The sequence below is a fragment of the Pseudomonas saponiphila genome (assembly GCF_900105185.1).
GTDB lineage: Bacteria > Pseudomonadota > Gammaproteobacteria > Pseudomonadales > Pseudomonadaceae > Aquipseudomonas > Aquipseudomonas saponiphila.
In genome coordinates this window covers 1,780,167-1,803,472 of record NZ_FNTJ01000001.1, presented here as the reverse complement: position 1 = coordinate 1,803,472, position 23,306 = coordinate 1,780,167, and the positions used below count along the sequence as shown (strand labels likewise).

At 60.4% G+C, this 23,306-nt stretch carries 27 protein-coding genes; 11 read left to right on the top strand and 16 right to left on the bottom strand.

Annotated features, from left to right (window positions below; translation table 11 throughout):
• Window positions 1-9: 9 nt before the first annotated feature.
• Complete coding sequence (gene earP, locus BLV47_RS08655; protein WP_092312158.1) at window positions 10-1,143, bottom strand: elongation factor P maturation arginine rhamnosyltransferase EarP; 1,134 nt, start codon at window positions 1,141-1,143, stop codon at window positions 10-12.
• Between the two features lie 124 nt (window positions 1,144-1,267).
• Here earP and BLV47_RS08650 point away from each other — a divergent pair, with 124 nt between their 5' ends.
• Window positions 1,268-1,663 carry a hypothetical protein gene (locus BLV47_RS08650; RefSeq protein WP_092312155.1) on the top strand — a complete coding sequence of 132 codons (396 nt, stop codon included), beginning with the start codon at window positions 1,268-1,270 and terminating at the stop codon, window positions 1,661-1,663.
• 2 nt (window positions 1,664-1,665) lie between these two features.
• Window positions 1,666-2,148 (top strand): GreA/GreB family elongation factor, encoded by a 483-nt coding sequence (locus tag BLV47_RS08645; RefSeq protein ID WP_092312153.1) that lies wholly within the window; start codon window positions 1,666-1,668, stop codon window positions 2,146-2,148.
• Window positions 2,149-2,150: 2 nt separating this feature from the next.
• Here the strand turns inward: BLV47_RS08645 and cysB are convergent, their stop codons facing one another.
• From cysB to BLV47_RS08620, 5 genes are all read right to left on the bottom strand, one after another.
• The gene (gene cysB / locus BLV47_RS08640) at window positions 2,151-3,125 is read right to left on the bottom strand and encodes an HTH-type transcriptional regulator CysB (RefSeq protein ID WP_011062541.1); all 975 of its coding nucleotides are present in this window, start codon (window positions 3,123-3,125) and stop codon (window positions 2,151-2,153) included.
• 111 nt (window positions 3,126-3,236) lie between these two features.
• Complete coding sequence (locus tag BLV47_RS08635; protein WP_092312150.1) at window positions 3,237-3,737, bottom strand: universal stress protein; 501 nt, start codon at window positions 3,735-3,737, stop codon at window positions 3,237-3,239.
• 95 nt (window positions 3,738-3,832) lie between these two features.
• Window positions 3,833-4,738 (bottom strand): 5'-nucleotidase, encoded by a 906-nt coding sequence (locus BLV47_RS08630; RefSeq protein WP_092312147.1) that lies wholly within the window; start codon window positions 4,736-4,738, stop codon window positions 3,833-3,835.
• Between the two features lie 25 nt (window positions 4,739-4,763).
• Complete coding sequence (locus BLV47_RS08625) at window positions 4,764-5,720, bottom strand: putative 2-dehydropantoate 2-reductase (protein WP_092312144.1); 957 nt, start codon at window positions 5,718-5,720, stop codon at window positions 4,764-4,766.
• A complete protein-coding gene (locus tag BLV47_RS08620; RefSeq protein WP_092312141.1) occupies window positions 5,720-6,106 on the bottom strand; it encodes a thioredoxin family protein in 387 nt (128 codons plus the stop codon). Before BLV47_RS08620 ends, BLV47_RS08625 begins: the two co-directional genes overlap by 1 nt.
• Here BLV47_RS08620 and BLV47_RS08615 point away from each other — a divergent pair.
• Together BLV47_RS08615 and BLV47_RS08610 are read left to right on the top strand one after the other, a co-directional pair.
• Window positions 6,105-6,539 (top strand): PilZ domain-containing protein, encoded by a 435-nt coding sequence (locus BLV47_RS08615; protein ID WP_092312138.1) that lies wholly within the window; start codon window positions 6,105-6,107, stop codon window positions 6,537-6,539. The genes BLV47_RS08620 and BLV47_RS08615 overlap by 2 nt on opposite strands.
• Window positions 6,540-6,679: 140 nt before the next feature.
• On the top strand, window positions 6,680-7,756 hold the full coding sequence (locus tag BLV47_RS08610) for a 3-deoxy-7-phosphoheptulonate synthase (protein WP_092312135.1): 1,077 nt from the start codon (window positions 6,680-6,682) through the stop codon (window positions 7,754-7,756).
• 60 nt (window positions 7,757-7,816) lie between these two features.
• Here the strand turns inward: BLV47_RS08610 and BLV47_RS08605 are convergent, their stop codons facing one another.
• The gene (locus BLV47_RS08605) at window positions 7,817-8,098 is read right to left on the bottom strand and encodes a GNAT family N-acetyltransferase (RefSeq protein ID WP_011062548.1); all 282 of its coding nucleotides are present in this window, start codon (window positions 8,096-8,098) and stop codon (window positions 7,817-7,819) included.
• A 643-nt stretch (window positions 8,099-8,741) separates the two neighbouring features.
• Between BLV47_RS08605 and oprI the strand changes: the two genes are divergently transcribed.
• Window positions 8,742-8,993: an outer membrane lipoprotei OprI gene (oprI, locus tag BLV47_RS08600; RefSeq protein ID WP_003448337.1), complete on the top strand. Its 252-nt coding sequence runs from the start codon at window positions 8,742-8,744 to the stop codon at window positions 8,991-8,993.
• 128 nt (window positions 8,994-9,121) lie between these two features.
• Here oprI and BLV47_RS08595 read toward each other — a convergent pair whose 3' ends face one another.
• The 3 genes from BLV47_RS08595 to BLV47_RS08585 form a co-directional block, all read right to left on the bottom strand.
• On the bottom strand, window positions 9,122-10,099 hold the full coding sequence (locus BLV47_RS08595; RefSeq protein ID WP_092312132.1) for a L,D-transpeptidase family protein: 978 nt from the start codon (window positions 10,097-10,099) through the stop codon (window positions 9,122-9,124).
• 134 nt (window positions 10,100-10,233) lie between these two features.
• Window positions 10,234-10,527: a hypothetical protein gene (locus tag BLV47_RS08590; protein WP_007931378.1), complete on the bottom strand. Its 294-nt coding sequence runs from the start codon at window positions 10,525-10,527 to the stop codon at window positions 10,234-10,236.
• 56 nt (window positions 10,528-10,583) lie between these two features.
• Window positions 10,584-11,189, bottom strand: a complete 606-nt coding sequence (locus tag BLV47_RS08585; RefSeq protein WP_167365631.1) for an arylesterase — start codon at window positions 11,187-11,189, stop codon at window positions 10,584-10,586.
• Window positions 11,190-11,199: 10 nt separating this feature from the next.
• Between BLV47_RS08585 and BLV47_RS08580 the strand changes: the two genes are divergently transcribed.
• Together BLV47_RS08580 and BLV47_RS08575 are read left to right on the top strand one after the other, a co-directional pair.
• Window positions 11,200-11,883, top strand: a complete 684-nt coding sequence (locus tag BLV47_RS08580; protein WP_092312126.1) for an ABC transporter ATP-binding protein — start codon at window positions 11,200-11,202, stop codon at window positions 11,881-11,883.
• A complete protein-coding gene (locus BLV47_RS08575) occupies window positions 11,883-14,387 on the top strand; it encodes an ABC transporter permease (RefSeq protein WP_092312123.1) in 2,505 nt (834 codons plus the stop codon). Before BLV47_RS08580 ends, BLV47_RS08575 begins: the two co-directional genes overlap by 1 nt.
• Before the next feature lie 33 nt (window positions 14,388-14,420).
• On the opposite strand, the gene greB is transcribed toward BLV47_RS08575, so the two are convergent.
• A complete protein-coding gene (greB, locus tag BLV47_RS08570; RefSeq protein WP_092312120.1) occupies window positions 14,421-14,894 on the bottom strand; it encodes a transcription elongation factor GreB in 474 nt (157 codons plus the stop codon).
• Window positions 14,895-15,194: 300 nt separating this feature from the next.
• On the opposite strand from greB, the gene BLV47_RS08565 reads away from it, so the two are divergent.
• Window positions 15,195-15,824: a response regulator transcription factor gene (locus tag BLV47_RS08565; RefSeq protein WP_016967435.1), complete on the top strand. Its 630-nt coding sequence runs from the start codon at window positions 15,195-15,197 to the stop codon at window positions 15,822-15,824.
• 141 nt (window positions 15,825-15,965) lie between these two features.
• Here BLV47_RS08565 and BLV47_RS08560 read toward each other — a convergent pair whose 3' ends face one another.
• The 3 genes from BLV47_RS08560 to BLV47_RS08550 form a co-directional block, all read right to left on the bottom strand.
• Window positions 15,966-16,274 carry a hypothetical protein gene (locus tag BLV47_RS08560; protein ID WP_092312117.1) on the bottom strand — a complete coding sequence of 103 codons (309 nt, stop codon included), beginning with the start codon at window positions 16,272-16,274 and terminating at the stop codon, window positions 15,966-15,968.
• Between the two features lie 297 nt (window positions 16,275-16,571).
• Window positions 16,572-17,006: a DoxX family protein gene (locus BLV47_RS08555; RefSeq protein WP_092312114.1), complete on the bottom strand. Its 435-nt coding sequence runs from the start codon at window positions 17,004-17,006 to the stop codon at window positions 16,572-16,574.
• 102 nt (window positions 17,007-17,108) lie between these two features.
• Window positions 17,109-18,530, bottom strand: a complete 1,422-nt coding sequence (locus tag BLV47_RS08550) for an MltF family protein (RefSeq protein ID WP_092312111.1) — start codon at window positions 18,528-18,530, stop codon at window positions 17,109-17,111.
• Window positions 18,531-18,764: 234 nt separating this feature from the next.
• Between BLV47_RS08550 and BLV47_RS08545 the strand changes: the two genes are divergently transcribed.
• The 3 genes from BLV47_RS08545 (at window position 18,765) to BLV47_RS08535 (ending at window position 21,613) form a co-directional block, all read left to right on the top strand.
• Window positions 18,765-19,571, top strand: coding sequence for a TatD family hydrolase (locus tag BLV47_RS08545; RefSeq protein WP_060840433.1), 807 nt, complete (start codon window positions 18,765-18,767; stop codon window positions 19,569-19,571).
• Window positions 19,572-19,656: 85 nt separating this feature from the next.
• Window positions 19,657-21,138: a methyl-accepting chemotaxis protein gene (locus tag BLV47_RS08540; RefSeq protein ID WP_092312108.1), complete on the top strand. Its 1,482-nt coding sequence runs from the start codon at window positions 19,657-19,659 to the stop codon at window positions 21,136-21,138.
• 112 nt (window positions 21,139-21,250) lie between these two features.
• Complete coding sequence (locus tag BLV47_RS08535) at window positions 21,251-21,613, top strand: terminase (protein WP_092317113.1); 363 nt, start codon at window positions 21,251-21,253, stop codon at window positions 21,611-21,613.
• Between the two features lie 4 nt (window positions 21,614-21,617).
• On the opposite strand, the gene BLV47_RS08530 is transcribed toward BLV47_RS08535, so the two are convergent.
• A complete protein-coding gene (locus tag BLV47_RS08530; RefSeq protein WP_092312105.1) occupies window positions 21,618-22,415 on the bottom strand; it encodes an acyl-CoA thioesterase in 798 nt (265 codons plus the stop codon).
• 106 nt (window positions 22,416-22,521) lie between these two features.
• Entirely contained in the window at window positions 22,522-23,289 is a 768-nt protein-coding gene (locus BLV47_RS08525) for a CHAD domain-containing protein (protein ID WP_092312102.1), read from the bottom strand.
• Between the last annotated feature and the right edge of the window lie 17 nt (window positions 23,290-23,306).

Genomic DNA, 23,306 nt, shown 5'->3' with positions numbered 1-23,306 from the left:
GGCCGCGTATCATATCCAATTTAGGTAAAACTGCACCAGCGCCGCAGCAAGATCGGCCTGCGAGCCTTGTTCCAGACACCATTGTTCGGCGTGTGCGGTGACTTCTGGCCAGTGTTGCAGCAGGTTTTTCCAGGGTTCGGCCATCGCGGCCTCGGTATTCCAGGCCTGCCACAAGGCCAGTACCGCCGCCTTGGCGCCCGGGGAAAGTGCCTGGGTGTACAAGGCAAGAAAGGCCTCGAGCTTGTCCAGGTGAATATCTTCGTCCTGGCGATAGATATGCCAGAGCATCGGTTGCCCGGCCCATTGCGCGCGAACGAAGGAATCCTCCCCGCGCACCGCATTGAAGGCACAGCACCACAGCAAACGGTCGTAATCTTCCTGGCGCACAAAGGGCAAGACCTGAACCGTCAGCGACTGACGCACCTGCAGACTGCCGACCGCCAGAGACTCCACCCCCAGCCAGCGCTGCACGTCGCCCAAAATACGTCCTTCGGGCACCAGCAAATGAGTCGGTTGCGCATCGGCGGCCAAGGCCTCCAGCCAACTGCCCAGACCGGCGTTTTCATAGGCGAACAGCGACATCAAGCGGCTATTGGCGGCGGGAGTCACTCCCAGGCCCTGCAGAAAATCCTGCCGGGCCTGGCGATCGGCCTGAAAATGCCGGCGGCGCTCAAGCAACCCGGCTTCGCGCAGCAAGCCGCCCGTGCCCGGCTGGAATCCGGGGAAGAAAAAGTACTTCTGCACGCCACGAAACTTCACTGAGGGCAGGCCATGGCAGCCACTGACCCAGTCTTCCGCACTCAGATAATCCAGGTTCAGCCACAGGGGCGCCCGCTCGCGATCGGCCATGGCCTCCATATAGGCATGGGGCAACTGGCAGGCGAACGCGGCAATCACCACATCCGCTGCCGCTTCAGCCTGCCACTGGGACGACCAGTGCCGTACCTCGACACCATCCTGTTCCTGGCGCTGCTGCTGGATGTCAATTTCCGGGCAAATCTTTTCAAAGGCCCGCAAATCATCGACCCACAAGCGCACCGCGCATTGATGCTCGGCCACCAACTGCCGGGCCAGGCGCCAGGTCACGCCGATGTCGCCGTAGTTGTCGACGACGCTGCAAAAAATGTCCCAGGAGGCTTTCATTCCAGTCCCCGATTGGCAAAGGCGCCGATTGTCCGCATAAATGCTCCTGCGCAGAAGAGCCAACCTCGATTAATCTTCGTGCGACAATCAGCCCTCGCCCACTACCGCCCGCCAGGAGGCAACCATGTCCTATCGCCCGCCCGCTCGTCGCCCCTTGCGCATCAGCTTCAATGCCCTGGCGCTCAGCGGCAGCATTGCCCTGGGCCTGTGGCTGGGTTTCCTGGCGATTGCCCTGACTTGCTGGCTGGGCTCGCACTTTCTCTTCAGTCAGCAATTGGCCCCTGTGGCGCAGGCCGTACAGCAACTGGCGAAGCCGCCAGTGGTTGCGCCAGAGCCGCCCAATCGGATGTTCGAGCAATTTCAGGAAAACCTGCGCAAGAACGAAGAACTGCAATCCCTGGATAACGCCCGCAGCAACCCGCGCAACCTGTCCAACCCCAAATGCCAGTTCTGGTTGCAACAGGACCAGACCGCGCCCAGTGACAAGAGCCGGGCCAATGTCCTGCAATTCTGTAATTGATCATGAATAAACAGTCTGTCTGCCAACTGATTCTGCAACAGCTCCAGGACGACCTGGAGGTCGCGGTACGAGCCGCACAAACCGCCTACGAAACCGCCACCCATGAAGAGAATATTGCCGAGAACAAGTACGACACGCTGGGACTTGAGGCGTCCTACCTGGCAGCCGGGCAGGCTCGCCGGGTCGAGGAGATCCGTCAGGCATTGAGCCTCTGGCAAAACCTTGGCCTGCGCCCCTACGATCCGCAGTCAGGAATTCAGATCGGCACGCTGCTGGGACTTGAGGATGAAAATGGCCGCGAACAATGGCTGTTTCTCGGTCCGGATGGAGCGGGCTTGAAAGTCCATGTGGTCGGCCAGCTGGTGACCGTCATCACCCCGCGCTCCCCGCTGGGCAAAAGCCTGCTGGGCAAGTTCGAGGAGGATGAGGTGGAAATCGTGGTAGCGGGGACTCGGCAACACTTCACTGTCACCGAGGTCCGCTAGGATCAGTGAACCGGCAGTTCGACGCCGTCGAACAGTTCTTCCAGTTCCTGCTTGTTGTGGCAGGCAATAGCCTTGGCCATGACTTCGCGAGTCAGGTGCGGGGCGAACTTCTCGATGAAGTCGCACATGAAGCCGCGCAGGAAGGTGCCGCGACGGAAACCTATCTTGGTGATGCTCGACTCGAACAGCTCACTGGCATCCAGGACCACCAGATCGCTATCAAGCTTGGTGTCGACGGCCATCTTGGCCACGATGCCCACACCCAGCCCCAGGCGCACATAGGTCTTGATCACGTCGGCGTCGGCGGCAGTGAACACCACCTTTGGCGTCAGGCCGCGATGACTGAAGGCCTCGTCGAGCTTGGAACGACCAGTGAAACCGAATACGTAAGTGACGATCGGGTACTCGGCCAGGGTTTCCAGAGTCAGCTTCGGCAGTTTGGTCAGCGGGTGGCCCTGTGGCACCACCACGCAACGGTTCCAGCGGTAGCACGGCATCATCACCAGATCGCCAAACAACTCCAGGGCCTCGGTGGCAATGGCAAAATCCACGGTGCCGTCGGCGGCCATTTCGGCGATCTGCATCGGCGAGCCCTGGTGCATGTGCAGGGCTACATCCGGGTACTGCTTGATGAAGCTGCTGATCACCGGAGGCAAGGCGTAACGCGCCTGGGTGTGAGTGGTGGCAATGGACAGGGTGCCTTTCTTCTCGTTGGAGAACTCCTGGGCGATCTGCTTGATGCTTTCAACTTTGCGCAAGATCTCGCCGGCGGTAGTGATGATCCGCTCACCGGCCGGGGTCACCCGGGTCAGATGCTTGCCGCTGCGGGCAAAGACCTCGACCCCGAGCTCGTCCTCGAGCAGACGGATCTGCTTGCTGATACCCGGTTGCGAGGTGTAAAGGCTTTGCGCGGTAGCTGAAACGTTGAGGTCGTGGTGCGCCACTTCCCAGATGTAGCGCAATTGTTGAAGCTTCATATGAATCCCTCAAAGCAGGTAGACGCCACGGGTATCAGCGACGGTATATAACTATATTAATGGTCAGGAGAATAAATCTAGAACTTTTATTCAGAATTTTCCATTCCGCCCTCAGGCATCTCCCTGCCGTCGACGCTGGACCAGAGGCACCAGGTAAACCGGGGCTTTGGACAACTGCAAAACCCGTGATGCCGTGCGCCCCAGAGGGGTTTGTGCACCGACCCCGTGGCTGTGACTTCCTACGATCAGCAAATCCACCGAGAGTTTCGCCGCCTGCTCCAGAATCACCTGGGACGGGTCACCCTGAAGCACCCGCACCGACTGGATCAAGCTCAGGTCGTGCAGACCTTCACCCAACTCCTCGCGAAAACTGTCCAGCACCCGCTGTTCGATATTGGCCATCACGGTGCTCAGGCCCTGGCGATGAAACTCGTTCAGCGATTGCTCGTCCAGGTAGCTCTGCAACACCGATTCGGCGAACAATCCCATGGGCTCCACGGCGTGCACTACATGTAAGTCGGCATTGAACGTTCGAGCCAGCTCCAGGGCATGCTGCATGACAAAGGGAGCGTACAGACCGAGGTCGGTGGCATACAGCATCGAACGAATCATATGACCTCCTCAACTGCCAAGATGGCGGAGATGGATTCAGCTTAGCAGTGCCAGGAACGGTGGGAGGCTGGAGGCAAAGCCACCAAGTTTCGGGCTCAAGTCCTGGCTTCGTTGCTGATGCCATGAGGCACATGACCGGTAGCGACCACCTCGCGAGCGGACTCGCAATGGCCGGCCTGGTCGTCGAAAAAAACATCGGCGGCGAAGGCTTCGAGAAAGGCCGCTTTCTCCAGGCCGCCCAGGAACAGCGACTCGTCGAGACGAATGTTCCATTCGCGCAAGGTGCGGATGACCCGCTCATGGGCCGGTGCCGAGCGGGCGGTAACCAGGGCCGTGCGGACCGGACAGGCATCGTCGGGAAACTCGCCCTGAAGTAGATTCAGCGCTGTCAGAAACCCCTTGAAAGGTCCTCCAGGCAGAGGCTCCCGTGCCGACTGTCGCTCACTGGCCTGAAACGCTTCCAGACCACCGGCCTGGTAGACCCGTTCCGAGTCGTCGGAAAACAGCACCGCATCACCGTCAAAGGCGATGCGCAGTTCGCCATTGGCAGCGCGTCGGGCACCACCGGAAAGGATCGTTGCAGCGGCGAATCCGGCCTCCAGTGCGCTGCGGACATCGTCGGCATGAGTGGAGAGAAACAGATCGCTGCCGAAAGCTGCCAGGTAGGGATAGGGACTGCGCCCCCCGACAAATGCCGCACGGGAGATACCCAGGCCATAATGTTCAATCGAGTTGAACACCCGCAGGCCGGTGTCGGCACTGTTACGCGACACCAGCACCACCTCGACCCGCGCCCGACCCAGGCTGGCATTCAGGCTCAGGAGCTTCTTCACCAATGGAAAAGCATCGCCTGGCTCAAGTACCTCGTCCTCGTGCTCGATCTGATAGTGCCGATAGGCCTCGACCCCCTGGGCCAGATAGACCTTGTGGCTTTCGCTCAGGTCGAACAAAGCACGCGAAGAGATTGCCACCACCAGTTTGCCATCCAGTCCCTTTGCCATACCGCGCCCCCTTCAGGTCATTAGCTCAAACATGGTGCCGGTCGATAAAACACAAGCTCTGGTACAACGCCTGGATCTTCGGCAACTCGCAACCCGCAGCCCGTGCCGCTGCCAAAGGTGCGGCATAGATAGCCGTCAATTCCAGAGGGCGCTGATGCAAGAAGTCGTGGTACATGCTCGGCCAATAATCGGGCATGTGCTCAGTGGACCTGAACAGCTGCTGCGCATAAGCCTCGGGGATCACATGACCGCAAGCCGCAGCCCCCAGCAGCACTTCCTGCATCAGGTCCTGGATCAGCTCGCGACTGGCCGGGTCGGCCATGAGCGGCGTGGTGCTGGCCTTGAGTAGCACCGACAGACCGTTGTACGGCACATTCCACACCAGCTTCTGCCAGCGCGCCTGATGCAGATTGTTCATGGCCTGGGAGTCGAGCCCGGCAGCACGAAACAACGCCGCTCCCTCCTCGACCAGCGCCTGGCTCAGGGCCGGATCGGCACTGGCCGGACCGCTGTGGTAACCCAGGTTCACCGCCCCCAGAGCCTGGTGTTCGATCTGGCCGGGGCCGGCGCGATGCACGCAGATAAAGCACAAGCCGCCTAATAGATGCAGCGTGTCGGGGAGCTCGGCACGCAAGGCGTCCTCCACGTCCAGCCCGTTTTGCAGCAACAGGACCTTGGCGCCAGGGGCCGCCGCCTGGATGATCGCCGGTGCCAACTGGGCATTATTGGTGGTCTTGGCGCCTACCAGCAGCCAGTCACAAGGTGGCATTTCTTCAGCACTGGCGTATGCCTGCACCGGCTTCAGGCTCAACACCCCATGCTGGGCGCTATTGACTCGCAGCCCCTGCTCAACCACTGCAGAGAACTCACTGCGCAACAGAAAGTGCACATCGAAACCGGCCCGCGCCAGCATCACCCCGTAAAAACCTCCGATCGCTCCGGTTCCGATAATGCCTATACGCGGCTTACGGTCTGCACCCATCAAGGCAACTCCTCTGGCATTCGATTGAGCGCCTGACGCAGGCTCTCATTGAGCGCATTGGGCGTCAGCCGCGATTCTAAGGATCCATAAAACTCACCGTCGCGCACCACGAACAGCGCCGGAAGGTGAAACACCTGATAGCGCTCCACTGCCCCACCGTTGTCGCCCGCATCGACCCAGCACAGGCGCGCGACCGGCAATCCCAAGCCGGGCAGCTGTGATCGTGCCCAGCGACAACCGGAGCAACCGGGAGAGGTGAAAACCACCAGGGAGACGCCATCCAGGCTCAGTAATTGCTGGTCGATATCGAAATCGGTCAGTTCCAATTCGATCACTATACTGGGGGAAATAATGTCAAATGGACGACACTCGGAGTCTGCGGTCATGGGACGTTTTCTGCCTCATCCTGATGATGTTCCGGTCGAACTGACCCTGCGCAAGTACGCCTGCATTTCGCGCCAGCGGTTGCACACTATCAGCCTCGGTGGCATGGCGTGCAATTACCACCGCGCCTGGCGCCACGGCACTGCGCTGGAAGTGCACATGCCCTCGCTGGGGGAAAACGCACGCTACAACGGTTATGTTGCCTGGTGCCTGAAACGCAAGCGCGGCTATCTGGTGGGTATCGCCTTCGTCGATGAGCAAACCCTGTTCAGCGCTCGCATGGGCGAGCAGGTATGCCAGATCGCCCGCTATTGCCGCCTGCATGAACCTCGAAACGAACAGCAATGCATCGAAGCCCTGGCTCTGGATTGGGTCGAACGGCACGCGCAAGACTATTCGCAAGACCGGGTACACCAGGCTTTCGTGCAGCCCTAGCCCAATAAAACCGCCTCTTGCCCATTGTAGAGTCACCGGCTAACGCGCTAAGGTTCCGCTCCCCGACGCGCTCAAATCCGCTGTGCTCCGCCGCGCGGGGATCGCTGGCGGCCGGCACCCGTGACCTGACGAGTAACACGATGGCTGATTTACCGATCAACGACCTTAACGTCGCCTCCAACGAGACCCTGATCACCCCTGATCAACTCAAACGAGACATCCCGCTGAGCGACATCGCCTTGCGCACCGTGACCAAGGGTCGCGAAGTGATCCGCAACATCCTCGACGGCACTGACCATCGGTTGTTCATCGTCATCGGGCCCTGCTCGATCCACGACATCAAGGCAGCCCACGAGTACGCCGAGCGACTCAAGGCCCTGGCGGCGGAAGTTTCCGACACCCTGTATCTGGTGATGCGCGTTTACTTCGAGAAACCGCGGACCACCGTTGGCTGGAAAGGCCTGATCAACGACCCCTACCTGGACGACTCGTTCAAGATTCAGGACGGTCTGCATATTGGCCGCCAGTTGCTGCTGGACCTCGCGGAAATGGGTCTGCCTACTGCCACTGAAGCGCTGGATCCCATCTCCCCGCAATACTTGCAGGACCTGATCAGCTGGTCGGCCATCGGCGCCCGCACCACGGAATCCCAGACCCACCGCGAGATGGCTTCCGGCCTGTCCTCTGCCGTGGGCTTCAAGAACGGCACCGACGGCGGCCTGACTGTAGCGATCAACGCCCTGCAATCGGTTTCCAGTCCCCACCGCTTCCTGGGGATCAATCCACAGGGCGGCGTGTCGATCGTCACCACCAAAGGCAACGCCTACGGCCACGTAGTACTGCGTGGCGGCAATGGCAAGCCCAATTATGACTCGGTCAGCGTCGCGGTCTGCGAACAGGCCCTGAGCAAGGCCAAGATCAAGCCGAACATCATGATCGATTGCAGCCATGCCAACTCCAACAAGGATCCAGCATTGCAACCCTTGGTCATGGAGAACGTGGCCAACCAGATCCTCGAAGGCAATCAGTCGATCATCGGTCTGATGGTGGAGAGTCATCTGAACTGGGGTTGTCAGGCCATTCCAAAAGACTTGTCGGACCTGCAGTACGGGGTTTCGATCACCGATGCCTGCATCGATTGGGAAAGCACCGAGAAAACCCTGCGCAGCATGCACGCCAAGCTCAAGGACGTACTGCCGAAACGCGATCGCAGCTGATCCCGTTCGCCAGACACAAAAACGCCGGGCCAAGCCCGGCGTTTTTCATGGTCGCCCCGATCAGAGCTTCGCCGCGTGACGCTGATGGCGTTCCATGTAGCGTTCTACATAGGAGCAGGAAGGAATCACTGTGTAGCCCATACGTTCGGCGTACTCCAGTGCCTGCTCGGTCAGCGCCGCGGCAATACCGCGCCCACGCAACGCATTGGGCACGAAGGTGCGGTAGATATCCAGGGTTTGCTTACCCAGGTCCATATAGGTCAGGTAGGCACGATGACCGTCCACATTGGTCTCGAACTGATGACCAGCCTGGTCATGGTGGATGGACAACGCCTCGCTCATCACTACTCCTTGCGGGTCTGGAATGCTGACCCCTACCTTACCGATGTTTTTCCGGCGAAGGAACAACTTACGCCACCTCGTGCCAGTCGGACGCCGAGTAGTAGCTACCGCTCTTGCATCGCGAGCACGTTACAAAATAGTAGGCGCCCTTGGCACAAATGCTCAAGCCACACTCGTCACAGATAAGCGCAAGTAGCCCAATCGGGCCCTGCAGAAACCACAGCCCGGTTCAACGCGTGAATGGGTTGAGGCTATACATCGCCGGATGCTGGAACTTAAGACGAACAGCGCTTCTTAAAGTCACCGGCGAGATGGATAAAGATAGGTCAAGGCTGCGCGAAATCTGAAGAAAAGTGTCGGAGACAAAATATAGAACGACTCTAGCCTAGACTCCGAAACAGCGATCGAAAACTCCGTGAGCAATGCTGGCAAACGAGCAGCCCCCTCTGGCAGAGCCTTGCGATTGCATATTTTTTATACAATCACCCAAAAAGTTGCTCGAAAAAGAATCACCACCTAGAATTTTTTTTGCTTCTTGCGCTACGTCAGTTTACTTACTACAAGTAATGGGTAGTATGTACGCCGGTTATTTCCCCACTCTGGGGGGATAGCTACTAATAGAAAGTCCTTGAAGGGGAACACGATGAACAACGTTCTGAAATTCTCTGCTCTGGCTCTGGCCGCAGTTCTGGCTACCGGTTGCAGCAGCGTATCCAAAGAAACCGAAGCTCGTCTGACTGCTACTGAAGATGCAGCTGCTCGTGCTCAGGCTCGTGCAGACGAAGCCTACCGTAAAGCTGATGAAGCTCTGGCTGCTGCTCAAAAAGCACAACAGACTGCTGACGAAGCTAACGAGCGCGCTCTGCGTATGCTGGAAAAAGCTAGCCGCAAGTAATAGTCCCTCGGGATTGTTATCAAGCCGATCCATTTTTTGGATCGGCTTTTTTATTGCCCGGAGTTTTCCACCGGCAATAAAAAACCCGCCGCTGCCAGTCGGCTTCGGCGGGTTGTCTATTGCAGCGCTTACTGCTGCAGATCGTAGGACAGGTTGGACATCGACGCCGCAGGCGCAGCGGTCGTCGGTACTGCGATCTCCACCGGCAGCCCCTCTTCAGCGGCCACTACATCACGCACCACATCCCAGTTCATACGCAGGTTATTGGCAAGATCTTCGCGCTTGAGCAAGGCATTGATCACGGCAGTATGTTTGTCGACCACCGAAGGATTGCCTTTGTCATCCAGTGGCGTATGCGCTTCCAGATAGACTTTTCCACCACTGATACCGAACTTGTACGGCTCGTTGATGATCCGCACCGAAGTTCCGACCGGAACCATGCCAGCCATCTCCAGCACGTTGTTGTTGAGCATGCGGAAACAGCCGTGGCTTGTGCGCATGCCAATGCCAAACTTCTTGTTGGAACCGTGAATCAGGTAGCCGGGGGTGCCCAAAGTGAACTTGAATGGCCCCAAGGGGTTGTCCGGCCCGGCAGGAACGACGCTTGGCAACGGGTCACCGTCGGCAGCGTGTTCGGCCCGAATCGACGCCGGTGGCGTCCAGGTCGGATTCGGAGTCTTGGCGGTGATGCTGGTATGCGCGATCGGCGACCCCCAGCCCTCACGCCCAATACCCAGGGGGAAGGTGTAAACCACGTTCCGCCCCTTGGGGAAGTAGTACAGGCGATACTCCGCCAGGTTGATCACGATGCCTTCACGAGGCCCGGGCGGCAAGACAAAGCGAGTCGGCAGGACCACCTCGGCACCTGCTCCCGGCAACCAGGGGTCGACCCCAGGGTTGGCCGCTACCATTTCCAGGTAGCCCAGGTCGTAAGCGGTACCCAGATCTGCAAAGGTGTCTTCGTACTTGGCCTTGATCACCTGCACCTGGCCGACGATATCTTCACCGGGCGGCGGTAGAGGCAATTCCAATGCTGCAACGGGACCGGCCACACACAATGCGGCAAGTGTCAGGCAGCGGGTGACGGCAGGGAGGCGCGGCAACATCCGGATAATCCTTCGCATGAACAACGAGTGATAGAAACGCGATTGTACACCCCCGCCCCAAAGCTACGGGAGCCAAGCGGGGAGACAAGCACAGACACATGAAATCCCTGTCGCAACGGTCGGCGATCGACCGCCTACAGCTCGAAGCGCAGCTCAGGCCAAATTGGCGGCGTCCCGCGCTTTTGTGACTCCAGGATCGCCCGACACAACGGGCAGAGTCGCTGGTCCTGGAAAATCGTCCGATCCACGCTCGACCAGCGCGGCTGCGCAGGCAGCAAAGTGCCGCACAAGGTCCGGTCGGCTGAACCACCCAGTTCCAACTGCCGAGTCACCAGATGCACCCGAACTTCCTGGCAGGCGAACAGGTCAAGCTGCTCATCAGGCTCGATCAGTTGATAGGCAAACAGGGACCAGGCGGGACGCGGCATCGGGGGCTCCAAATCGGGGGCGCCACATTAGCCGAAACACTGCCACTAGAAAAGCGTCAAAGCAGCGGTTTTAGCGTCGGCCAGACATTTTCCAGCAACTTGCCCTGGGCCGCTGCCGCAGGGTGCAAACCATCCGCCTGCATCAGTTCAGGATGACCGCCGACCCCTTCGAGAAAAAACGGCACCAGGGCCACCTGCTTGTCGCTGGCCAACTGGCTATAGACCTGGGCGAACGCCCGGGTGTAGCGCACACCGTAGTTGGGCGGCAACTGCATGCCCAACAACAGGACCTTGGCACCGTCGGCCTGGGCGCTGTCGATCATCGACGCAAGATTTTGTTGCAATTGCTGGGGCGGCTGGCCGCGCAAGCCATCGTTGCCACCCAATTCAAGGATCACCACCTGCGGCTTGTGGGCTGCAAGCAGCGCCGGCAGCCGCGCCTGCCCCCCTGCACTGGTGTCGCCGCTGACCGATGCGTTGACCACCTTGTCGCTAAAACCCTGGTCCTTGAGCCGCTTCTCCAACAGGGCCACCCAACCTTCGCGGGTATCCAGGCCGAAAGCCGCACTGATACTATCGCCCACGATCAGGACCGTACCCGCCGCTGCGTTCTGGACCATGCACATCAAGGCCAGGCCGGCACTCAAAAACCATACACGCATCGGATTCTCCATGGGCGCAAGCATTCTCACTGCGCGGAACCTTAGCAAAGTGGTTCCCAGCGCGGAAGGTGAACTGACCATCCTGCACCAACTCGACCTGGAGCTGAATCAGGGCGACAGCCTGGCCATCGTCGGCGCCTCCGGGTCCGGCAAATCCACCCTGCTCGGCCTGCTGGCCGGGCTCGACCTGCCCAGCAGCGGTGAAGTGACCCTGGCCGGTCAGGCACTGAGCAGCCTGGATGAGGACCAGCGAGCGCGAATCAGGGCCGAACATGTGGGATTCGTCTTCCAGTCCTTTCAACTGCTCGACAGCCTCAATGCCCTGGAAAACGTCATGCTGCCCTTGGAACTCGATGGCCGCCGTGACGCCCGAGAACGGGCCACCGAGTTGCTGCAGCGAGTCGGCCTCGGCCAGCGCCTGAGCCATTCGCCACGCCAGCTGTCCGGCGGCGAACAGCAACGAGTAGCTATCGCCCGGGCCTTTGCCGCCGAACCCGATGTGCTGTTTGCCGATGAACCCACTGGCAATCTCGACAGTCACACCGGCGAACGCATCAGTGACCTGCTGTTCGAGCTCAACAAGGAAAGCGGCACCACCCTGGTGCTGGTGACCCACGATGAACGCCTGGCCCATCGCTGCCGGCGCCTGATCCGTCTTGAAGCGGGCTTGCTGGTCGCCCCTCTGGAGCCTTGATGGCACGCATGCCACTGTTGCGCCTGTTGAGCCTCGCTGTCCGCCAGCTGCTGCGCGACGCCCGCGCCGGCGAGTTGCGCGTGTTGTTCTTTGCGTTGCTGGTGGCCGTGGCGGCAAGCACCGCCATCGGCTATTTCGGCGCCCGCCTCAATGGCGCCATGTTGCTGCGGGCTACCGAGTTTCTCGGCGCTGACTTGCTGTTGGAAGGCAGCTCGCCGGCACGCCCGGAACAAATCGACAGCGGACGCGAACTTGGGCTGGAGCACGCACGCATTGTCGAATTCTCCAGCGTCATCGCCACAGACAACGGCATCCAGCTGTCGAGCATCAAGGCCGTGGACTCCGCCTACCCGCTGCGCGGCCAGCTCAAGAGCGCGGCCGCTCCCTACGCCACCGAAGAATCGGGCGGGGGACCGAAGGCGGGCGAGGCCTGGGTCGAGTCGCGACTGTTGACCGCCCTGAACCTGAAAATTGGAGACAGCATCGATGTCGGCCTGCAGCCCCTGCGCCTGGCGCGAGTCCTGACCTATGAGCCCGACCGAGCCGGCAACTTCTACAGCCTGACGCCCCGGGTGCTGATCAGCCTGGATGACCTGCAAGCCACCGGCGTCGTCCAGCCTGGCAGCCGGGTCAGCTACAAGGAGCTCTGGCGCGGCCCAGCCGCAGCCCTCGAACACTATCGCCAATTGATCACACCGGGATTGGCAGCCAACCAGCGACTGCAGGACGCCCGGGATGGCAACCAGCAGATCGGCGGCGCCCTGGGTAAGGCCGAGCGCTACCTGAACATGGCCAGCCTGGTGGCGGTGCTGCTCTCGGGTGTCGCCGTGGCCTTGTCGGCCAATCGCTTTGCCACCCGACGCTTCGATGCCAGCGCCCTGTTGCGCTGCCTGGGATTGTCAAGCCGGGAAACCATGCTGCTGTTCAGCGTGCAATTGGCAGTGCTGGGGCTGCTGGCCAGCCTAAGCGGCGCGCTGTTGGGTTGGCTGGCCCAGCTTGGCCTGTTCTATCTGCTGCATGATCTTCTGCCTAACGACGTGCCACCTGGAGGACTGCTGCCAGCCATCGCCGGGATAGGCACCGGACTGGTCGCCCTGGCGGGATTCGCCTTGCCACCCCTGGCCGCACTGGGACGGGTCCCGCCATTGCGGGTCCTGCGGCGCGACCTGCTACCGATTCCCTCCAGCACCTGGATGATCTATGGCGCCGCGCTATTTGCCCTGGGCCTGATCATGTGGCGCTTGAGCCTGGATCTACTGCTGACCTTCGCCCTGCTCGGGGGCGGCTTGATAGCCGCACTGTTTCTGGGTGGATTGCTGCTGTTGCTGCTGCAAAGCCTGCGTCGCCTGCTGGCCCGGTCGTCCCTGCCCTGGCGCCTGGGACTGGGCCAATTACTGCGTCACCCCCTGGCGGCGGCCGGACAATCCCTGGCCTTCGGCCTGATTCTGCTGTCAATGGCCTTGATCGCCCTGCTGCGGGGCGAGTTGCTGGATACCTGGCAGAATCAGTTGCCCAAAAATGCCCCGAACTACTTCGCCCTGAATATCCTGCCGGCCGAAAAGCAGGCGTTCAGCGATCGCCTGGTACAACTCTCGGCGCCGTCGGCACCGCTGTATCCGGTGGTTCCCGGACGCCTGGTGAGCATCAATGGCGAACCTGTTAGGGAGATTGTCAGCAAAGACTCCAGTGGTGACCGGGCCGTTCAGCGTGATCTGAGCCTGACCTGGGCCGCTGATCTGCCTGCCGGCAACAGCATCACCGAAGGCCAATGGTGGTCGAGCCAGACCAACGACCCGGTGCCTGGCGTGTCCGTGGAGGCCAAGGTGGCACAAAGCCTGAAGCTGAAACTGGGTGACCGCTTGATCTTCACCGTGGCGGGAGTCAATCGGGAGGCCCGGGTCACCAGCCTGCGCAGCATCAACTGGGACAACTTCCAACCGAACTTCTTCATGATCTTCCAGCCCGGCACTTTGAAGGACCTGCCCGCCACCTACCTCACCAGCTTCTATCTGAGTCCAGGGCACGACCAGCAGATCGTCGAACTGTCCAGGGCTTTTCCGGCGGTCACCATCCTTCAAGTGGAAGCCCTGCTGGAGCAGCTGCGCAGCATTCTGGCCCAGGTCACTCTGGCGGTGGAATATGTGCTGCTGTTTGTCTTGGCGGCGGGAATGGCCGTGCTGTTTTCCGGTCTGCAAGCCACCCTGGACGAGCGCATCCGCCAGGGCGCGCTGCTACGCGCCCTCGGTGCCGAACGGCGGTTGCTGATCAAGGCCCGACGGATCGAATTCGGCTTGCTTGGCGCGGTCAGCGGCCTGCTGGCGGCCCTGGGCAGCGAACTGATCAGCCTGGTGCTCTACCGGTTTGCCTTCGACTTGCCCTGGCACCCCCACCCCTGGTTATTGCTGCTGCCACTGATTGGCGCGCTGCTGATAGGCGGAGCCGGAATTTTCGGCACTCGCCGGGCGTTGAACGCCAGCCCCTTGAGTGTCCTGCGCGAAGGATGAAGACGCATGGCTCGCCAGCGCCGGCTGGCGAGCCTACTTCACGTACTCGATCTGGTTGATCCACCAGCAGGTTTCACCCGCCGGGGTATGAACAATGGCTTCGTCGCCCACTTCCTTTTTCAGCAGCGCCCTGGCCATTGGCGAGTCGATGGAAATGTAGTCCTTGCGCAGATAGATCTCGTCATAACCGACGATACGAAAGCGCTTGATCTCGGCAGCCTCGTTTTCCACCTCGACCCAAGCACCGAAAAACACCCGGCCCTCCTGCTCCGGTGCGTAGGACACCACTTTCATGTCTTCCAGACGCTTGCGGATGTAGCGCACCCGACGATCGATCTCCCGCAGCAGCTTCTTGTTGTACTGATAGTCGGCATTCTCACTGCGATCACCCAGGGACGCGGCCCAGGTGACCTTCTGGGTGATGTCCGGACGTTTCTCCCGCCACAGATAATCCAGTTCCTGCTTCAGTGCGTCGTAACCATCCTGTGTGATGAGCTTGGTACTCAATTGGCTTGTCACCTTCCAGCCTTGTAGCGGCTGTTCTGTTATTTGAATTAACCGTTGAACCCGGCCGATCTCGGGCGGCTGCCCTACCCGCGCATCGTTAACGCAGCACTATCAGATTTGTCCGATTTAGATTTCAGAGAGGTCGGCCAATCATAGAGCCAAACCGCCGAGGCTTACGGCCTCAGACACATTTTAAGCAACAGAATTTGCACTCGGCACGCCTGACGACTTGCAACCTACCTCCCCAAAGAACCCGCGACCAACGACCAAGACCTCCAAAAAACAAAGGGAATGCACTAAATGGGCAACATCATTATCGTCGATGACCACCCACTGATCCGCCTGGCCATCAGGTCGGTGCTGGAACCCCATCACCACACCATCGTCGCTGAAGCCGACAACGGTGCGGATGCCGTGCAGCTGGTGCGCAAACACATGCCGGACCTGTTGATCCTCGACCTGGGGATTCCCAACCTGGACGGGTTCTCGGTCATCGCCCATATCAAGTCCGCGGACCTGCATGTGAAGACCCTGGTCCTGACGTCAAGCGACTCGAAGAACTTCGCCTTGCGCTGCCTGCAGGCCGGAGCCGCGGGTTTTCTGTGCAAGACCGAGAATCTTCATGAACTGGCCAATGCAGTGAAGGCCATTCTGTCCGGGTACAGCTACTTCCCGGAGGACACCATCAATATCCTGCAGCAGAACACCAATGCCGCCAGCCAGGAAAGCGTACTGATCTCCCGCCTGACCGATCGCGAGATCACCGTCCTGAAACTGCTGGCCACCGGTCTCAACAATCAGCAGATTGCCGACGCCCTGCTGATCAGCCACAAGACCGTCAGCACCTACAAAGTGCGTTTGCTCAAGCGCTTCAACATTTCCAACCTGGTCGCCCTGGCTGAACTGGCAAAGCGCAATGCCGTTGTTTGAATAGCGAGCCCCGATCACTGCATGAGCAAGGGGCATCCGCCACAGCTGGAAATGCCAGCCAATGTCTGCTCGATACAATCACTATCTGAATACGGCGCAGTCAGCAGCAAGCTGCACAGCGCCGTCGGAGCCGCCAGACCACTAGCGGCGAATGATCAGCCCTTGGCGAGCGACACGGGTCAATTGCTTGATGACTTCAGCTGCGTGCTCGGCACTGGGTGCCGGAATGACTGCCAGATCAAAGCTGTCACTGGCAAAACGTGCCAGGGACTCGCCCTCTTCGACGAACTGGATCAGAAATGCCGCCGGGCCCGCGGAACGCCGCGGCCAGCCATCGAGATAACGCAACAGGGTGGGTTGGTGCTTGCCGCCAAGAAGGATTTTCGGGTTGCGCTGGGAAAGACTCGACGTGAGCGGCGCAAGACGTACAAGGGGGCGTGGTGCATTCATCGTATGTGTCTCTGCCTCAGGTTTCTGCCGGGCAGGTGAGAGGCAACACCAAACCAGCGCTTTAGCGGTATTTCGAAGCTTGCCTGCAGCTTCTAACGATGGTCTTTCGACTCACCTGGCGCCCCGCAAGTAGCTGTTTAAATCGGCGCATGAGCAGCATCCTAGAGAAGCCGGCCGGTCAGTGTCAAGATTTCGCAGCAACGAAAAAGGCCTGCATCGGCAGGCCTTGGAATTTTTCCTAAGGGTTGATCCAGAGCGTTCGAAAGCCACCAGCGATGGATGGATCAAGCCCAAGGATTACTTGGCGATCGTTGCATCCAGCGACAGTTTGCCGGCACCTTCAAACAGCACCGCAAGAGTCCCGCCCAGCAACGCCAGGGCGAATTCATAGCCGTTGTTGGCCATGAACAGACCGTTGCCGATATGCACCGAAAAGATTGCCACCAACAAGGTAAACGACAGGCCCAGGGCAGCAGGACGCGCCAACAAGCCAATGATCAGCGCCAGACCCGCGAAGAACTCGGTACCACCGGCCAGCAACGCCATCAGATACCCAGGCGCCAGGCCGATGCTCTCCATCCACTGAGCCGTCCCCGCCAGGCCGCCACCACCGAACCAGCCAAAGAGTTTTTGCGCACCGTGGGCAGCAAAGATGATGCCGACGAAAATCCGCAAAACGGTCAAGCCATAACCGGCGCGAGTGCTCAGTACGTTTTTGATCAGTGTGCTCATGCTGTGTAGTCCTGTGTAAGACGGGGAAGTTGGTCGCCATACTAATCAGTTTTCATCATGTTAAAAGCGGAATAATTCCGGAATAACAATCAGTATTTTCGATTATTTACGAGACACAACTTTTCGCTCCCGAGGCTCCAGCGAGTCCCGTTCACGATCGAAGGCCAGATAGTATTTGTTGACGCTATTAACATAGCTGACCGCGCCCATACCCACCTGCTCCATGGCGATCCGCTCCACCTGGAAAAACCACTGATTGGGATTGAGCCCTCGACGCCGGGCTTCGCTGCGCATGCCCTGCACCCGTTCCGGCCCCATGTTGTAAGCGGCCAGGACAAAAGCCATTCGCTCGCGTTCGTTGAGCTTGGGACTGGCAAAGAACTTGCGACGAATCATCGCCAGGTACTTGGCTCCCACCTGCACATTGCTATCGAGGGACTGGATATTGTTGACCCCGACCCGTTGCGCCGCCGAGGGCGTGATCTGCATCAGTCCGGTGGGGCCGCTACCGCTCCTGGCGCTGGGTTGCAGAGCCGACTCCTTGAAAGCCAGAGCCGCCAGATTCAGCCAGTCCATGCCTTGTTCCCCGGCATGCTTCTGCAACACCGGGCGCAGTTTCTCCAGGCGCTGGCGATCAGCTTGGGCCAGGGGGTAATGCACCTGATACTGACGCCGATAGATGCGCAGGAACGCCACATCCTGATCCGCCGGGGTCTTATAGCTCTTGAGAAAACGGTCGATGCTGGCCCGCAGCATCGACGCATCGCGCCGCACAAACCAGTGCTCCTCGCCCGGTTCGCTGATTTTCAATTGCCGATCGAAACGCAGCTTGGGCAGGATCTTGCTCCAGCGCTCGGCAATCGGCTGCTCGACGATGGTCAGGTGAAAGATGCCCCCCTGGACCATCTCCAGCACGTCCTCCACCGCCAGACTCGGGTCCACCCACTCGACCTTGATCGGCGCCAGCTTGCGCAACGCCAGTCGCTGATTGATCTGACTCACCGCCTCGCCGGCGGCACTGCCGGTGGTCAGTGTCAGTGTCTTGCCGGACAGCTGTTCGATCCGCGTGTAGCGACGCTCGCCCTTGATGCCCACCAACAGCAACGGAACATTGCTGACAATGGGATCGCTGGAACTGACCGCATGGCCCGGCAGAGCCTCCAGCAACTCCCCGGGCGCCACCAGATCACCCTCTCCACGCTGCAAAGCGCCCAGCAACTGATCCTTGGCCTTGGGAATGATCTTGAGGCTGATCTCCTGACCATCACGGGCATGACCATTGAGGTATTGCTCGAATGCACGCAAGCGATGGTATTCGACACCAATGGCCTGCCCCTGGACCTCACCGGAACTGTTGCGGCTCTGATTGACCAGCACCCGCAGCACGCGACTGCTGCGGATCTCTGCCAGATCTCGGACCTTGCCGGACGCCAGAGTTTCCGGCGGTCCGGCCAGACGGGCCAGCGCCGGCAAGGGCAGCAGCAACGACAGACACAGCGCGAGCAAGATCGAGGGTCGGGTCATCCGTTCTCCGCAGGAAATACTGTTCAACCCTTCGTCGTTTTTGAAGGATTGATCGACAGAAACAGAGCGCCTTGAGCGCTGGCAAGGTGCGAAAGAGCAGCGAAACGGCAGCAAAACACCTGGCCGCAGCGTGCTTCTGGCAGCAAAAGACAGCGCTAACTCGTTGTAGTTCTTGGCTTTTCTTATAAATTTGCAGCTCTGATATGCTTTCGGGCCGCAGGCGGAGATAGCACCATGCAACTCATCGATATCGGCGTCAACCTGACCAATCCCTGTTTTGCCGAAAAACACCAAGCCGTTCTCAATCGCGCCTATGAGGCCGGGGTCTGTCAATTGATCCTCACCGGAACCAGCGTCGATGGCAGTGAACAGGCCCTGGAACTGTGCCAGCAACTGGATGCCGACGGGCAAAGACTGTTCGCCACTGCGGGCCTGCACCCTCACTCTGCCAGCGACTGGAATGCCGACAGTCCACGGCGCTTGCGCGCCCTGCTCAGCGAGCCACGGATCCGGGCGGTAGGCGAATGCGGGCTGGACTTCAACCGCGACTTCTCCCCTCGTCCGCAGCAGGAAAAGGTCCTGGAAGAGCACCTGGCCCTGGCGGCCGAACTGCAACTGCCGGTATTCCTCCATGAGCGCGACGCCAACCAGCGCCTGCTGGACATTCTGCGAGACTTTCGTGACCGATTGCCGGCAGCCGTGGTGCATTGCTTTACCGGCGAGCAACGAGCGCTGTTCAGCTACCTCGATCTGGACCTGCATATCGGCATCACCGGCTGGATTTGCGACGAACGCCGGGGCACCCACTTGCACCCACTGGTGCGCAATATCCCCCGGGGACGCCTGATGCTGGAAAGCGACGCCCCTTACCTGCTTCCCCGCAGCCTGCGGCCGAAACCGAAAAATGGCCGTAACGAACCGGCCTACCTGACAGAAGTCCTGCGGGAAGTGGCTCTGCACCGGGACGAAACACCGCAAGACCTGGCCAGCCACAGCACGGCCTGCTCCAGAGCCTTTTTCAACTTGCCAGAAATTGCTTGACCCATATCAAGATTTTTCCGAGATCATAGCGGCACAATACTGGCACCTTGCCAATACTGTTTCGCTCAATCAGAGAAGACCTTCTATGGGTGCCTGGCTTAGCAACATCTCGCTGAAATACAAATTCTGGGCGGTCAATGCAGTCGCCTTCGTCACCACCCTGTTATTGGTGCTGTACGCGGTGCAACTGGAGCAGCAGGCCCGTAGCCAGGCCGCCCAGGCCGCAGCCCGCAGCCAGGCCCATCTGCTCAATGCCTGGCCTGCGGGACAGCCCTTGCCCACGGACGAGAACCTGCTGTCCTTCGCCCAGGGCCAGACTCCCAGCCTCAACCAACAGGCCTTGCCCGAACTGAACGGCGCCAACGGCTGGGTCGAAATCAATCACATGCCGCTTTTCGGCGACAACCCGTTGCTGGGCGCCGAGGTCATCAGCCGCGCCAATGGCCAGCAGGTTGCCGTACTGGCCCACGCACCGAGCATGGCCCAGGTCTTCAGCGATCGCTTCACCCACTACGCCGTCGCCGTCTTCATCCTGATGTTCGCCATGCTTTGCGCCTCGCAGTTGCTGATCCGCTTTCTCCTCAGCCAGCTCAACACCCTCAAGGATGTGATGCTGCACGTGGAGAAAACCGGCGACCTGTCGGCCCGGGTGCCGCTGTCCTGCAAGGACGAAGTCGGCCAGATGGCCAGCGCCTTCAATGCCATGCAGGCCGGTTACCAGCGGGTGGTGAACACCGTGGCCAGCACCGCTCGCCAGCTGGATCAGGGCGCCGCGCGCCTGGCCTCGAGCATGAACGATGTACGTCACGGCATGCTCGGCCAGCAGAGTGAAACCGATCAGGCCGCCACTGCCATCAACGAAATGTCCGCCACCGTCTTCCACATCGCCCAGCACGCCGGCGCCACCCGCGACCTGTCCCAGACCGCCGACACTCTGGCCGGTACCGGCCATGAAGTGGTCGGCCGGGTGCAGAAGTCGATTGCCGGGCTCTCCAACGGCGTGCAGCAAACCGCCGAGATGATTCAAAAACTCGCGGAGGACAGCCAGAAGATCAACGGCGTGGTCAACGTGATCCACAGCATCGCCGAACAGACCAACCTGTTGGCACTCAACGCCGCCATCGAAGCCGCCAGAGCCGGCGAAATGGGCCGCGGCTTTGCCGTGGTGGCCGACGAGGTGCGCAATCTGGCCAAACGCGTGCAGTCTTCCACCGACGAGATCACCGGCATGGTCGCGGCCTTGCAGGCAGGAACCCGGGACGCCGTGGACTTCATGCAGGAGAGCTCGTTCAAGGCCGACGACTGCGTGCAGCAGGCCCAGGAAGCCGGGGCGGCTCTGGCGGAGATCACCGGCGCCGTGGCGCAGATGCGTGAAAGCAACACGCAGATCGCCGTAGCCGCAGAACAACAAAGCCAGGTGGCCGAAGAAATGAACCGGGCGGTGGTGAGCATCCGCGACGTCACCGAAAACACCGTGCAACAGACCGTGGCCTCCGCCACCACCAGCAGTGAACTGGCGACCCTGGCCGGCGAACTGAGCAAGGCCATCGGCCAACTGAAACTCTGATCCCTGTACATTGCCTGCTGGCTATCGCCACGATAGCCAGCCTTGATTCGCCCTCTCCCTACCCGGCCCCTATTCTTGGTTCACGAGTTTTCAAGAACTGAGGATGATCACCATGGGCAAACGTCACCCCAATCTTCCGGCCTGGCAATGGCGCGTCTACCCGCAGAGCCATCAGCACCCGACCAATCTGGTATTGCACCTGATTGCCGTACCGCTGTTCATCGTCGGTTTTCTGCTGATCGTCTCGGGCGTGTTTTCCCTGAGCTTCCTGAGCCTGGCCATCGGCCTGATCGGCGTGCTGGCCGCCCTGGGCCTGCAACGCCACGGCCATAGCCTGGAAGCCCACGCCGTCGAGCCGTTCACTGATCGCCAGGACGCCGTGCAACGCCTGCTAGTGGAACAATTCCTGACCTTCCCGCGCTTTGTCCTGAGCGGTGCCTGGTGGCGGGCCTGGTTGCAACGCCACCGGCACTGAGGCCTCAGGCGAAGATGGTTACCGTCTGCCGGCTCAGAGCGATCAGTTGTCCATCGGCACTCCAGAGTGCCGCCGCAGCGTGGCCGTAACCGTCGCGGGCATGTTCGGTTTCCACCCGGTACTTGCACCAGTCCAGGGTGCTGACTGACAGCAGCGGCTGCACGAACTCGATGGTCCAGGTCAGGGTGCTGCCGGCGGCCGGCTTGCTCAGGTGCGGCAACAAGGCCGGCGGCCAGGCATCCACCAGCGCCAGGATGTGCGCCTCGGTCACGGGCTCTTCCTTGACCTCCCCACGCAAACGCACCCAGCCGCCCATGTCCCGGGAATGGTTGCCGGTAAAGGGCAGGCCGCCAATGCTCCAGCGCATCGCCAGATGGCGCATGAACTCCGGCGTCACGCCCTTGATGTAGGGCAGCTCCTGGCAGTCATCCCAGTGTTTCATCTCGGGCGCCGGCTCGGCGTCTACCGTCACTGCAGACTCGCGTGAAGCGCCAAAGCTGCCCTGCACCAGGGTCACCACCTGACCTTGCTGCATCACCCGTCCCAATACCTGGCTGACCGCCTTGCCTTCACGCAGGACATCCACTTCAAAACTGACCGGTACGTCCGGCGCCACAGGGCCGACAAAAGTCACCGCCAAAGAACGTACCGGGCGGTCTGCCGGAACCTTGGCGCGCATCGCTTCGTACTGCAGGGCGACCACCAGGCCACCGAAACTGGCGCGACCTTGAGCCCACTCTGCCGGAATGGTCAGCGCCTGGGGCTGGCTGCGAACGGCTTCGAGCAAATCATAGAAACGCATGAAAACCTCGGGGGCAAAAAAGACTCAGGGATCTTAACCAGCGCTTTAGAGCCGCACAGCCACTATTCCGGCCAAAGCAGCGGACAGATAAGCCGCACCACCACAATCACTTTCGCCAGCAATCGTCGTACAACCGATCCAGCACCTGGTCAGCGGCGGTTTCGGCCTTGAGCATGGTTCGACGCCAGACGGCGACACAGGGCAACAGATCCGCTTGCTGCTCGGCCTGAGCCAGCCACTGCCAGCAGTCATGCCAATCCCCCAAGGCGCCCTGGGCCGCCTTGAGACGTTTCATCGCCAGCGCCGGCAGACGATCGAGCTCGGGATAGGCATCGGCCGCGTAGCGCACACGCTTGATCAACAGCCGCAAACGATGGCGATCGTGAGCGGGGTCCTGCAGCGCCTTGCCCAGGGCTTTCCACTGCTTGGCCAGGCGCTTCTCAATCCGCACGCGCAAACCTCGGAGCAACCCCTGGCGCTGGCAAGCCCGCAGGAATCGCGGAAACGCATCCAGTACCAGGAACAGCTGGGCCAGCTGTGGCCCACCGGCCACTGCCGCATACTCCCGGCGCAACTGGGCGGTGCGCCGCTCGGCGGCAACGTGCTGGCCATGCTGGTGCAGATAAGCCGCCAGTACTTCACGATCACGCATCGGCGTTGTCAGTTGCCCGACCGCGCCGGCCGCAGCCTCCAACTGCTCGACACCGGGCAAGCCGCGCAACGGGCGCAACAGACTGCGCAAGCGGCGCACGGTGATGCGCAAGTCGTGCAGCGCCTCGGCATCCGTGGCAGCCGCCATGCGCGCCTGACAAGCCAGCAAGCTCACTTCCAGGCTCAGGATCTGAACCACCAATCGATCAACCAAGGCAGACATCACGGGTTCCCCAAGAC